Annotated in this window: 11 protein-coding genes; 4 read left to right on the forward strand and 7 right to left on the reverse strand. The window is 69.9% G+C overall.

Features of this window, described 5'->3' with window-relative positions; all coding sequences use genetic code 11:
- Nucleotides 1–2: 2 nt before the first annotated feature.
- Complete coding sequence (gene betA, locus ACWDRW_RS27115) at nt 3–1,673, reverse strand: choline dehydrogenase (protein WP_451726750.1); 1,671 nt, start codon at nt 1,671–1,673, stop codon at nt 3–5.
- Nucleotides 1,674–1,876: 203 nt separating this feature from the next.
- On the opposite strand from betA, the gene ACWDRW_RS27120 reads away from it, so the two are divergent.
- A complete protein-coding gene (locus ACWDRW_RS27120) occupies nt 1,877–2,623 on the forward strand; it encodes an IclR family transcriptional regulator (RefSeq protein ID WP_451726908.1) in 747 nt (248 codons plus the stop codon).
- 23 nt (nt 2,624–2,646) lie between these two features.
- Here ACWDRW_RS27120 and ACWDRW_RS27125 read toward each other — a convergent pair whose 3' ends face one another.
- The 5 genes from ACWDRW_RS27125 to ACWDRW_RS27145 form a co-directional block, all read right to left on the reverse strand.
- On the reverse strand, nt 2,647–3,777 hold the full coding sequence (locus ACWDRW_RS27125) for an aromatic ring-hydroxylating oxygenase subunit alpha (RefSeq protein ID WP_451726752.1): 1,131 nt from the start codon (nt 3,775–3,777) through the stop codon (nt 2,647–2,649).
- 52 nt (nt 3,778–3,829) lie between these two features.
- On the reverse strand, nt 3,830–4,993 hold the full coding sequence (locus ACWDRW_RS27130) for an NAD(P)/FAD-dependent oxidoreductase (protein ID WP_451726754.1): 1,164 nt from the start codon (nt 4,991–4,993) through the stop codon (nt 3,830–3,832).
- The gene (locus tag ACWDRW_RS27135) at nt 4,990–5,352 is read right to left on the reverse strand and encodes a bifunctional 3-phenylpropionate/cinnamic acid dioxygenase ferredoxin subunit (RefSeq protein WP_451726756.1); all 363 of its coding nucleotides are present in this window, start codon (nt 5,350–5,352) and stop codon (nt 4,990–4,992) included. Before ACWDRW_RS27135 ends, ACWDRW_RS27130 begins: the two co-directional genes overlap by 4 nt.
- A gap of 195 nt (nt 5,353–5,547) precedes the next feature.
- A complete protein-coding gene (locus ACWDRW_RS27140) occupies nt 5,548–6,633 on the reverse strand; it encodes an S-(hydroxymethyl)mycothiol dehydrogenase (RefSeq protein WP_451726758.1) in 1,086 nt (361 codons plus the stop codon).
- A 227-nt stretch (nt 6,634–6,860) separates the two neighbouring features.
- On the reverse strand, nt 6,861–8,387 hold the full coding sequence (locus ACWDRW_RS27145; protein WP_451726760.1) for a cellulase family glycosylhydrolase: 1,527 nt from the start codon (nt 8,385–8,387) through the stop codon (nt 6,861–6,863).
- Nucleotides 8,388–8,644: 257 nt separating this feature from the next.
- On the opposite strand from ACWDRW_RS27145, the gene ACWDRW_RS27150 reads away from it, so the two are divergent.
- The 3 genes from ACWDRW_RS27150 to ACWDRW_RS27160 all read left to right on the forward strand — a co-directional run bounded on the left by ACWDRW_RS27150 (nt 8,645) and on the right by ACWDRW_RS27160 (nt 11,191).
- Nucleotides 8,645–9,652, forward strand: a complete 1,008-nt coding sequence (locus ACWDRW_RS27150) for an NADP-dependent oxidoreductase (protein ID WP_451726762.1) — start codon at nt 8,645–8,647, stop codon at nt 9,650–9,652.
- A 27-nt stretch (nt 9,653–9,679) separates the two neighbouring features.
- Nucleotides 9,680–10,732, forward strand: a complete 1,053-nt coding sequence (locus ACWDRW_RS27155; RefSeq protein WP_451726764.1) for an alcohol dehydrogenase catalytic domain-containing protein — start codon at nt 9,680–9,682, stop codon at nt 10,730–10,732.
- A 126-nt stretch (nt 10,733–10,858) separates the two neighbouring features.
- A complete protein-coding gene (locus ACWDRW_RS27160) occupies nt 10,859–11,191 on the forward strand; it encodes a putative quinol monooxygenase (RefSeq protein ID WP_451726766.1) in 333 nt (110 codons plus the stop codon).
- A gap of 59 nt (nt 11,192–11,250) precedes the next feature.
- On the opposite strand, the gene ACWDRW_RS27165 is transcribed toward ACWDRW_RS27160, so the two are convergent.
- Nucleotides 11,251–12,363: a catalase family protein gene (locus ACWDRW_RS27165; RefSeq protein ID WP_451726768.1), complete on the reverse strand. Its 1,113-nt coding sequence runs from the start codon at nt 12,361–12,363 to the stop codon at nt 11,251–11,253.
- Between the last annotated feature and the right edge of the window lie 148 nt (nt 12,364–12,511).

The raw sequence follows: 12,511 nt of genomic DNA on the forward strand, positions 1-12,511 counted from the left end.
TCCTACTCCGCCCGGGCCCGGACGTCACGGTGGCGGTAGTACACGGCCTTCGACGGCGCCAGCGGCTCGTTGCCGAGGATCAGGTCGGCGGCCTTCTCGGCGACCATCATGACCGGGGCGTAGATGTTGCCGTTGGTGACGTACGGCATCACCGACGCGTCCACCACCCGCAGGCCCTCCACGCCGTGCACCCGCATGGTGGCGGGGTCGACGACGGCCCTCTCGTCCGTGCCCATCTTGCAGGTGCAGGACGGATGCAGAGCGGTCTCGCCCTCCTTCGCGACCCAGGCGAGGATCTCCTCGTCCGTCTCCACCCCCGGGCCGGGCGAGACCTCACCGCCGTTGTAGGGGGCGAGCGCCGGCTGGTTGAGGAGCTTGCGGGCGACCCGGATGGCCTCGACCCACTCCCGGCGGTCCTGCTCGGTGGAGAGGTAGTTGAAGCGCAGCGCCGGGTGTTCGCGCGGGTCCTTGCTCCTGATCTTCACCGAGCCGAGGGCGTCGGAGTACATGGGCCCCACGTGCACCTGGTAGCCGTGTCCGCCGGCGGGCGAGGAGCCGTCGTAGCGCACGGCGACCGGCAGGAAGTGGAACATCAGGTTGGGGTAGTCGACGTCCTCGTTGCCGCGCGCGAACCCGCCGGCCTCGAAGTGGTTCGTCGCGGCCGGGCCCTTGCGGAAGAGCCACTGCAACCCGATGAAGGGGGCGCGCCACTTCGCCATGTACGGCTGCATCGAGACGGGTTGCGTGCACGCGTACTGGACGTAGACCTCCAGATGGTCCTGCATGTTCTCGCCGACGCCCGGCAGGTCGTGGACCACGTCGACGCCGAGGGCGCGCAGTTCCTCCGCGTTGCCGACGCCGGAGAGCTGGAGCAGTTGCGGGGAGTTGATGGCGCCGCCGCACAGGATGACCTCGCGGGCGCGGACCCGCTGGAGAGCGCCGCGGCCGCGTTGGTACTCGACGCCGACGGCGCGCTTGCCCTCGAAGAGGACGCGGGTGACGAGTGCGCGGGTCCTGACGGTGAGGTTCGGTCGTTTCATCGCGGGCTTGAGGTAGGCCTTGGAGGCCGAGAGCCGGCGTCCGCGGTGGACGTTGCGGTCGAACTTGGCGAAGCCTTCCTGCCGGTAGCCGTTGACGTCGTCGGTGGGCGCGTAGCCCGCTTCCTCGGTGGCCTTGAGGAAGGCGCCGAAGAGGGGGTTGGTCGCGGGGCCGCGTTCGAGGACGAGGGGGCCTTCGTGGCCGCGGAACTCGTCGTCCGGATCGGCCGCCAGACAGTTCTCCATGCGCCGGAAGTACGGCAGACAGTGCGCGTAGTCCCAGGTCTCCATGCCCGGGTCGGCGGCCCAGCGCTCGTAGTCCATGGGGTTGCCGCGCTGGAAGATCATGCCGTTGATGCTGCTGGAGCCGCCCAGCACCTTGCCACGGGCGTGGTAGATCCGTCGGCCGCCCATGTGGGGCTCGGGCTCGGACTCGTACTTCCAGTCGTAGAACCGGCTCCCGATCGGGTAGGTCAGCGCCGCGGGCATATGGATGAAGACGTCCCACGGGTAGTCCGAGCGGCCCGCCTCCAGGACCAGCACCCGGTGGGCCGGGTCGGCGGAGAGCCGGTTCGCCAGTGCGCTGCCGGCCGATCCGCCGCCGACGATGACGAAGTCGTAGTGCACATCAGCCATGGTGCCTCGTCTCGCTCGCGCCGTAGATGTGCGAGGCATGCTAGCGCCGGTATCGCTATACGCACCAGGTTGCGAACCGCGCAACCTGGAAGGACTTCGGCATGCCGTGATTGCTTTGCCGTTACGTTGTTTACTACGCGTATAGTTTCACTGTGAGCAACTACAGCCCTGACTCGGAAACGTCAAACCCGCACAGCGGAGGAGTGCAGTCGGTCGACCGCGCCATCAGCGTCCTGGAGATCCTCGCCCAGCGCGGCGAGGCGGGCGTCAGCGAGGTGGCGGGCGAGATCGACGTCCACAAGTCCACCGCGTTCCGGCTGCTCGGCGCCCTGGAGGCACGCGGTCTGGTGGAGCAGGCCGGCGAGCGCGGCAAGTACCGGCTCGGCTTCGGCATCGTGCGCCTGGCCGGCGCGGTCACCGGCCGCATCGACATCACCCAGCAGGGCCGCCCGGTCTGCGAGCGCCTCGCCGAGGAGATCGGTGAGACTGTCAACATCGCCGTCATGCAGGAGCACTACGCGATCAACCTGTACCAGGTGCGCGGCCCCGGTGCCGTCACCGCGCACAACTGGGTCGGCCAGCTGACCCCCCTGCACGCCACCTCCAGCGGCAAGATCCTGCTGGCGCATCTGCCGGCCAAGGAGCGCGCCGCGCTGCTGACCGCGGGCGGGATGAAGAAGGTCACTCCGCACACCATCACCGCCAGGACGAAGCTCGAGAAGAACCTCGCCGAGGCACGGGAGCGGGGTTACGCCTTCACCCTGGAGGAGCTGGAGATCGGCCTGCACGCGATGGCCGCCCCGGTCCGCGACCGGGACGGCGAGGTCATCGCCGCCCTCAGCGCCTCCGGACCCGCGTACCGGTTCACCGAGGAGCGGCTGCACGAGCTCTCCCCGGTCCTGCTCAAGGGCGCCGAGGAGATCAGCCACCGGATGGGCTTCCTGGGCTGACTCACCCCTGGATCACCCCAGGATCACCGCTGAGGGATGCCCAGGCGCTCGTTCACCCAGCCGTGGAAGGCGCCGATGTGGTGCTCGCTGGGCACCAGCACACCGCCCTTGGCGTACATCCGCGAGCTCATGCCGGGCTGCGTGCGCTCGCAGGCGTCGAAGTCCTGCTGGTTGACCCGGTGGAAGAGCTCCACGGAACGGCTCACGTCCCTGCCGCTGTCCACCACGTCCGGCAGATACAGCCAGTCGCACTCGACGACCGTGCGGTCCACGGACATCGGATACATCCGGTGGAGGATGACGTGGTCGGGCACGAGATTGATGAACACCTGGGGCTTGACCGTGATCGCGTAGTACCGGCGGTCCTGGTCGTCGCCGACCCCCGGAATACGGTCCAGTCCCTCGGAGCCGTCGACGGTGAAGCCCTCGACGTCCGCGCCGAACTCCGCGCCGTGGCCGACGTAGTACTGAGCCGCGTAGCCGTCCGCGAACTCCGGCAGCACCTCGGTGAGTTCGGGGTGGATCGTGGCGCAGTGGTAGCACTCCATGAAGTTCTCGACGATGAGCTTCCAGTTGGCCTTCACGTCGTAGGTGATACGGCGGCCCACCTTCAGGTCCTCGATCCCGTACCGCTCGATCGACTCGACGTCTCCGAGGCGGGCGACCACCTCGCCGACGACGTCCTCCTCGAAGGAGGGCGGGTTCTCCGCGAGGCAGACCCACACGTAGCCGAGCCATTCGCGCGCGGCCACGCTCACCAGGCCGTACTCGGTACGCCCCACGTCCGGCATCCTGGTGAGGTTGGGCGCCGCGACGAGCTTGCCGTTCAGGTCGTACGTCCAGGCGTGGTACGGGCACTGGAAGGCCCGCTTCACCTCGCCCGCCTCCTCCGTGCACAGCTTCGCGCCCCGGTGCCGGCACACGTTGAAGTACGCGCGGACGCCGTTGTCCCGCGCGCGGGTGACGAGGATGCTCTCGCGGCCCACGGCGACGGTGCGGAAGGCACCGGGCTTCGCCAGCTCGGAGGCGCGCGCCACGCAGAACCACATGGTCTCGAAGATGCGCTCCTGCTCCTGGGCGAAGATCCCCGGATCCGTGTAGGAGGAGCCGGGGAGAGTGGCGATCAGACTGTCCGGCAGGCCGGTCGAGGTCACGGTGGCACTCCTCGGGAGGACGTCGTGGAGGGGGCGTTGAGGCGGGCGGCACTCAGGACGCGGTGGCCGCGAGTTGCTTGCGCCAGCGCGTGAACAGCCGGGGCTGGTTCATCCCGAGCACGGCGACCGGGTCACCGGTCCGCCGGTAGACGGCCAGGACATCGCGGCCCTCCGCGGTGCCTGCCTCGATGGTCACGCTGTCCGCGCCGGCCGCGTGTCCGGCGAACTGGATCCGCACGCCGTACTGGTCGGACCAGAAGTACGGCGGCCGGGGCACACCCGCTTCCACCGCACCGCCCGCCAGCAGCGCGGCGACGGCGGCGTCGGGGCGCTCCCGGGCGCCGGTCCAGTGCTCGACGCGGCGATGACAACCCGCGCGTGGGTCGTACCAGTTGGCACAGTCGCCGACCGCGACCACACCGGCGAGGCTGGTGCGGCCGTCGGCGCCGCACTTGACGCCGTCGTCGAGGGCGATGCCGGAGCCCTCCAGCCACTCGACGTTCGGGCGTGCGCCCACGCCGACGACCACGATGTCGGCGGGGACGCTCCGGCCGTCCTCCAGCAGGACGGCCTCGACGCGGGTCTCCCCGCTCAGCCCCTTGACGCCGACACCGCACACCAGCCGTACGCCGTGGTCGGCGTGCAGGGCGGACACGACGGCACCCATGATCGCGCCGAGCGGTCCCGCGAGCGGTGTCGGGGCGGCCTCGACGACGGTCACGTCCAGCCCGAGGGCGTACGCGGTGGAGGCGACCTCGGCTCCGATGAACCCCCCGCCGATCACCACCAGCCGTCCGCCGCGCGCCAGTTCGTCCCGCAGCGCCCGGGCGTCGTCCAGGGTGCGCAGGGTGTGCACGCCGGCCGGTCCCCGGGAGCCGGGGAGGGTCCGGGCCGCCGCGCCGGTCGCGATGACGACGCCGTCGGCGGACACCTCCCGTCCGTCGGCGAGCCGGACCACCCGCCGCGCGTGGTCGAGTCCGGAGGCGCGGACGCCGAGCAGCCACCGCGCCCCGAGGTCCTCGTCGTCGCCCTCCAGGGCGAGTTGGGCCTCGCCGAGGGTCCCGGTCAGGAACTCCTTGGACAGCGGGGGCCGGTCGTAGGGGCGGTGGAGTTCGTCCCCGATCACGACCAGGTGGCCGTCGTAGCCCTGCTTGCGCAGTGCGCGTGCCGCCGACAGGCCGGCCAGCGAGGCACCGACCACGGCGACGGTCCTCACGCGGGTCCCCCGGCGAGCCGCGCCGCGACGCAGGGCGGCAGGTTGGGCGCCTCGGTGGACAGCAGGACGTGGATCACGCCGTCCTCGACGACGACCTCGTGCGTCCGGACCGGGAGCTTGGCCGGCGGGGCGTCCACCGCACCCGTTCGCAGGTCGAACTTCGAGGCGTGCAACGGGCATTCCACCTCGCGGCCCTCCAGCCAGCCGTCGGCGAGCGACGCGTCCTGGTGGGTGCAGGTGTCGTCGATGGCGAAGAGCTCGCCGTCGTCGGTGTGGAACACCGAGACCGGCGGGTCGATGTCGAGCCGGTAGGCCTCGCCTCGGGGGAGGTCCTCGAGACGGCACGCGGGAATCATCATGACACCTCGGTGCGTATAGCGAAACGGATTGCGATTGACGCAACGCCAGTCTGGGGGCGGCTCCGAAGCGTTGTCAAGGCGTCGAATCGCCGGTTTCCGGTCGCTGCGCGCCGCGGTCCCCGGGCAGCGCGAAGCGCCCGAACCACCTGCGGAAACAGGCGGAACGGGCGCTCCACGAAGGCCGTCACGAGACGGTCAGAAGACCACCACCGAGCGCAGCACATCGCCGTGGTGCATCCGCTCGAAGGCCTTCTCCACCTCGTCCGGCGCGATGGTCTCCGTGACGAAGGCGTCCAGGTCGAGCCGGCCCTGGAGGTAGAGGTCGACGAGCATCGGGAAGTCGCGGGAGGGCAGACAGTCCCCGTACCAGGACGACTTGAGCGCGCCACCACGGCCGAAGACGTCCAGCAGCGGCAGTTCGAGCTTCATCTCGGGGGTGGGCACGCCGACCAGCACGACCGTGCCGGCGAGGTCGCGGGCGTAGAAGGCCTGCCGGTACGTCTCCGGGCGGCCGACCGCCTCGATGACGACGTCGGCGCCGAAGCCGCCGGTCAGCGCCTGGATCGCCGCGACGGCGTCCACCTCGTGCGAGTTGACGGTGTGGGTCGCGCCCAGCTTCCGGGCGGTCTCCAGTTTGCGGTCGTCGATGTCGACGGCGACGACCGTGGCCGCGCCCGCCAGGTGCGCCCCGGCGATCGCCGCGGCCCCGACACCGCCGCAGCCGATGACGGCGACCGAGTCGCCGCGGCCGACGTCGCCGGTGTTGATGGCCGCGCCGATACCGGCCATCACCCCGCACCCGAGCAGACCCGCGGCGGCCGCGGAGGCGGCGCGATCGACCTTGGTGCACTGCCCGGCGGCGACCAGCGTCTTCTCCGCGAAGGCGCCGATACCGAGGGCGGGCGACAGTTCGGTGCCGTCCGGCAAGGTCATCTTCTGCTTCGCGTTGTGGGTGTCGAAGCAGTACTGGGGACGTCCCCGCAGACAGGCACGGCACTGGCCGCACACCGCACGCCAGTTGAGGATGACGAAGTCGCCCGGCGCGACATCGGTGACGCCCTCCCCCACCGACTCCACCGTCCCGGCGGCCTCATGGCCCAGCAGGAACGGGAAGTCGTCGTTGATGCCGCCCTCGCGGTAGTGCAGATCGGTGTGGCAGACCCCGCAGGCCTCGATCCTCACCAGCGCCTCGCCCGGGCCCGGGTCGGGCACGACGATCGTCTCCAGGCCGACGGGGGCGCCCTTGCCCCGCGCGACGACAGCTCGGACCTGGTGCGTCATGGCCACTCCTCGGCTGGTCGAGACTTGATCAGATGTTGCTCATTACGGCACACATCTCACACGTCGCAACACAGCATTGTGGAGGGCCGACCGGTGGTCAAGGATCCAGGCGCGGTCCCGGAAGTCGGGACGCCCTTCGTACGGGGACAACGCGAACGCCCGGCGGGGCAGTGGCCGAACGGGTCGGTTCCACGGCCCTGCCGGGCGCGGGTGGCTTCGGGGCGCGCTCAGGTCGTGGGGAAGGAGTCCGGTGTGCGGATCCGGTCGCGGATCCAGACGCCGGCCGGCTTGAGTGAAGTGGTGCCGGTCCAGGGGCCGTTGTTGTTGCAGGTGCCAAGCTTGAACACGGCGCCGGTGCGCTCGTCGTCGGAGAAGTTCCAGTTGACCCAGCTGATCTTCTTGGCGGTCATCAGATCGAGGTACTGCTGGGTGCGGGTGAAGTTGTTCGGGCCGTCACCGGAGGCTTCCTGGGTGCCGAACTCGGTGACGAAGATCGGGATCCGGTCCGATGCCCGGTTCAGGGCGTCCAGGTACTCCTGGCCGTGCGAGGCCGCGTAGAAGTGGAACGTGTACATGATGTTGGTCGCCTGGACCGGGTTGTTGATGACGTCGGTTTCGTTGCGGCCGTCGGAGATGCCGAGGGATCCCCAGCCGTGCGTGCCGATGAGGATCGGGGTGTCGGGGTCCTGGGCACGGATGACGGGGATGAGCTGCTCGGCGTAGGACTTGATCCGCGACCAGCTGACGCCGTTGGGTTCGTTGGCGATGTCGTACAGCAGGTTGGTCTTGCCGCGGTGGCGCTGGGCGATCTCGGTGAAGAACGTCTTGGCGCGGGACAGGTTGTGGTTGGGGTCGCCGGGCGTGAGCTGGTGCCAGTCGACGAGGGCGTACATGCCGCGGGCCGTGGCCATCTCGATGAGCTGGTGCACCCGGTCGGTGAACATCCTCGGGTTGGTCTCGTAGCCGCCTTCCTGGACGTAGAGGGAGATGCGGAGCACGTCGGAGTTCCAGTCGGTGGCGAGCGCGTCCAAGGAGCCGTTGGTCAGACAGTGGCTGTACCACTGGAGGCCGTGGCTGCTCATGCCGCGCAGCTGGATCGGCTTGCCGTACCGATTGCACAGCTTGACACCGCACACCTTGAGTCGGCCGTTGATCGCGGCGGGGGTGGTGCCCTGCGGTGGCTCGCCACCGCTCTGTGTGGTGGCGGTGACGGCGCCGGAAGCCGGGGAGACGTTGCCCGCCGCGTCGCGGGCCCGGACGGTGAAGGTGTACGCCGTGCTCGCCGAGAGGCCGCCGACGCTGTACGAGGTGCCTGTCGTCGTGGCGACCTGGGTGCCGTCGCGATACAGCAGGTAGCCGGTCACGCCCACATTGTCGGTGGAGGCGTTCCAGGCGAGGGAGACGGTGGAGGAGCTGGTGCCGGTGGTGCGCAGGCCGATCGGGGTGGCGGGAGCCGTGGTGTCGGTACCGCCGCTGCTGTCACCCAGCAGCTTCCACAGGGCGGGCACGTTGGAGGGCTCCCAGCCCGTGAGGGAGGTGTGGCTCTGCAGGCATTCGTAGTCCTTGCCGCCGTAGGACACGCGCGTGCCCGCGGTGTACGAGGTGTTCGGCCGCCACTGCGGGGCGGCGGAGATCTGGACGCTCGGGGTGGGGGCGAGCGCGTGGACGGTGGCGAGCGCGGGGGCGGGGGCGAGGCCGAGGCCGAGTGCGGCGAGCAGTGTGCCGGCGAGCAGCGTGGACAGGGGTCTGCGCATGGGGGGTCTCCTCGCGCGATGATTGTTAGGAAAGTTTCCTTACATTGACCGGGAGAGTAGGACCCTGACGGAACACGGTCAATAGCAAGCGCGTGGGGCGTTCCGGCACCCCTTGCCTCGCACGCCTCGGCCCCGTACGCTCACGAGCCATACCGACCGGCTGGTATGCCGCGCAGCCACCTCAGTTCACGACCACGGACGATGTGCCGATCGTGACGCGCCGCCGGCCCACGCGACCGTCCGAGGAGCCGCCGAAGATGAGCACGATCAACCACCAGGTGCGCTTGGCCGCCCGTCCTGTCGGAGAGCCGCGGCCCTCCGACTGGCAGCACACGCAGGAGCCGGTCGGGGAGCCGGGCGACGGGGAGTTCCTGGTACAGGTGCTCTGTCTGTCGATCGACCCGGCGATGCGCGGCTGGATGAACGCGGGCCGGTCCTACATCCGTCCGGTGGAGATCGGGGAGGTCATGCGCGCCGGTGCGGTGGGACGCGTGATCACCTCCCGCCACCCCGGTTTCGCGGTCGGGGACCACGTCACGGGGTCCTTCGGCGTGCAGGAGTACTGCGTCTCGGACGGGCGCGACGTGGCCAAGGTCGATCCGGCGGCGGCTCCCTTGCCGACGTATCTCGGCACCCTCGGCATGTCGGGCCTGACGGCCTACTTCGGCCTGATCGACATCGGGCGTCCGGAGCCGGGCCAGACCGTCGTCGTCTCCGGTGCGGCGGGCGCGGTCGGCAGCGTCGTCGGGCAGATCGCCAAGATCCTCGGCTGCCGGGTCATCGGCATCGCCGGCGGCGAGGCCAAGTGCCGGATGGTGGTCGACGAGTTCGGGTTCGACGCCGCGATCGACCACCAGAGCGAGGACATCCGCAAGGCGCTGGGCCGGCACGCCCCCGACGGCGTCGACGTGTACTTCGACAACGTCGGCGGCGATGTCCTGGACGCCGTACTGCTGCGCCTGGCCCGCGGCGCCCGCGTCATCGTCTGCGGCGCGATCTCCCAGTACAACAGCACCAAGCCGCAGGGCCCCGCCAACTACCTGTCGCTGCTGGTCAACCGGGCCACCATGACGGGCATGGTGGTCTTCGACTACGCCGACCGTTACGCCGAGGGCATCACACAGATGGCCGCGTGGCGAGCGGACGGCCGGCTGAAGTCCCTTGAGGACGTGGTGTCCGGCGCGGTGGACTCCTTCCCCGACACCCTGATGCGCCTGTTCCGTGGCGAGAACCACGGCAAGCTCGTGCTGAAGATCGCGGACTGACCGGGCGGGGGGGAAGGAAGCGATCCGATGAAGGCACTGACCTACCACGGCCGTCACGACATCCGCTACGGCGATGTCGCCGATCCGGCCGTGACCAGCCCCACCGACGCGGTCGTGCAGGTGACCACAGCCGGCATCTGCGGCAGTGACCTGCACATCTACCACGGGAACCCGTTCAGCCCGGAACTCGGCTACACCCCGGGACACGAGTGCGTCGGCGTGGTCGTCGACACCGGCGACCGGGTCACCCGCTTCAAGCCCGGCGACCGGGTCCTGGTGCCCGCCTCGGCCGGCTGCACCCAATGCCGGTCCTGCGCGGCCGGGTTCACCGCCCGGTGCGAGCGCGCCAAGTCCAGTGCGGAGCTCTGCTACGGCGTGAGCCCTCAGCTCCCCGGCAGCCAGGCCCAGGCCCTCGCGGTGCCGTACGCCGACATCAATCTGGTGCACCTGCCCGAGGGCATCTCCGACGAGGCCGCCGTCGTCCTGACGGACAACGCCCCGACGGCCTGGTACGGCTGCCGCCGTGCCCGCATCCAGCCCGGCGAGACCGTGCTGGTCATCGGCCTCGGCCCGGTCGGCCTGATGGCCGCCCAGTCCGCCTTCGCGATGGGCGCCGCCCGCGTGCTCGGCGCCGACCTGGTCGCGGAGCGCCGCGCCTTCGCCGCCGGGCTCGGGGTCGAGCCGGTCGAGGGCGAGGACGCCAAGGCCGCGATCCGGGAGATGACCGGTGGACGCGGACCGGACGCGGTGGTGGAGGCCGTGGGCTCGGACGCCACCATCGAGCTGGCCCTCAAGGCCGTCCGGCAGGCCGGCCGGGTCAGTGTCATCGGGGTCAGCCACAACAAGGCGTTCCCGTTCCACATGGGGCTGGCGCAGATCAAGGAACTCGAGTTCGCCATCGGGCTGTGCTCCATCCACTACGAACTCCCCACCCTGATCGCCCTCGCGCAGGCCGGCCGGATCAAGCCGGAGGTCGTGGTGTCCCATCGCTTCCCGCTCTCCCAGGGCCCTGCGGCCTACGACCTGTTCGCCGGCCGCTCCGACGGAGTCCGCAAGATCCTCCTCGACCCCAGCGGCTGACCCTGTGCGAGAGACACGCCGTGGCCTCCCCCTCGCACAGGGCCCTCCCGGCGCGGGTGAACTGCCCGTGTGCGGCTGCCGTCGTACGGTCGTGTCAGCACGCACCACGAGGAGGCAGGAAGACTGATGATCTTCATCACCGCCAAGTTCCGAGTCCGTCCCGAGCATGCCGACCGGTGGCCGGAGATCACCGCCGAGTTCACCGACGCCACGCGCCGGGAGCCCGGCTGCCTCTGGTTCGACTGGTCGCGAAGCGTGTCGGACCCCACGGAGTACGTCCTGGTCGAGGCCTTCCGCGACGAGGAGGCAGGCGCCGCCCACGTGCAGTCGGCGCATTTCAGGGCCGCGCAGCAGACGTTGCCGCCCCACCTGGTCGAGACACCCCGCATCGTGAACGCGAGCATCGCCCAGGACGACTGGTCACTGCTGGGGGAGATGGCCGTTCCCGAGCAGGGATAGGAAGGGCGCCGCCGCATCGCCCGGCGGACACCGCGGGCGGCGGGAGAGGGCTTGGCGGGTCAGCCGAGCAGTTGTGCGCTGCCGGCAGGTTCGCGCCGCTGTTGTCCGTTGACGCGGTGCCGCTCGACGGACGAGCGCCGGTACACCTCCTGCCGCACCCGCTGGATCTCGCCGATGGGCCGGTGCTCCTCGCGTGAGCGCCACGGTGTGATCGACGTGGCATCGGCCGCCGCCACGTTGTCGTCGTCGCCGATGTCCTGACGCGGCAGGTCCACACGCGCGACGGTCACCCACGGGGACAGCTCTTCGGGCCACTTCACGGAGGTGTTGTCCACCGGCATGCGGGACAGATCGGTGTTGAGCTGCACCTGGAGTTCGAAGGAGTGGTCCCGCTCCGCGGCCTCGGCGACCAGGGTGCGGCGGAACGCCTCGTTGTCCGCGCGCACGTCCACGATCTGGTGCGCGAGGGAGGCCACGGACTCGGCGGTCGGCACGGTGCGGATCTTGGCGATGTGATCGCCGTAGCGGAAGGCGCCCATGCTGTTGTAGGTGTACGACAGCAGGTTCCTGCGCGGGACGGTGGTGAACGAGAGCATCGCGAACAGTTCGTCCCACAGCCAGCCGTCGGGGTCGGTGAGCGTACCCCGGCGCGTCAGGAACTCCGCCATCCAGGTCTTGCGGCGGGCGGGGTTCGCGAGGCCCTCGGGCAGCTCGGCGAACAGCTCCTCGATGACCATGTAGTCATGGGCGGTGTTCGCGAAGAAGACCTCGTTGTTGATCAGGTTGAGGTCGAAGGTTCCGGTGTCCGGTTCGTCGTCCAGCAGCGAGGTGCCCGGCACCCCGAACAGCTTGATGCCCATTCCGCACGCCGCGCCCAGCTGGTGGTCGGGGCGTTGGTGGCCCAGTCCGTTGGAGTAGCGGACGACGGCGTCGTACACGGTGGGGCTGGCGAAGATGCCCTGCCCGTGGAAGCCCTGGTTGTCACCGACCGTCACGGTGGCCTTCAGGAGACCGTACGTCTTTCCGTGGGCGGTGCGGACGGCCCGACCGACGCTCTCGCGCTCGACCGAGGCGCGGGTGCGCTGCGCCACCTGTGCGACCACTGCGTCCAACTCCTGCTGGTAGGTCGGTCGTTCGGCGGGGTGGTAATCCTCGTAGCGGACGGGATCCATGGCGTTGCCTCCCTGTGCGGTGGTGTCGAGCTCAAACGCTAGCCATCAATTAAATTGTGCACAACATAACTAGCTGTGACGCATCACACGTAGCCCAGGGCAACCATGTCGGGGGACGGTGCCCTTTCGGCCTTTCCCGGTCGGTGTG

It is taken from the genome of Streptomyces sp. NPDC003635 (genome assembly GCF_053587635.1).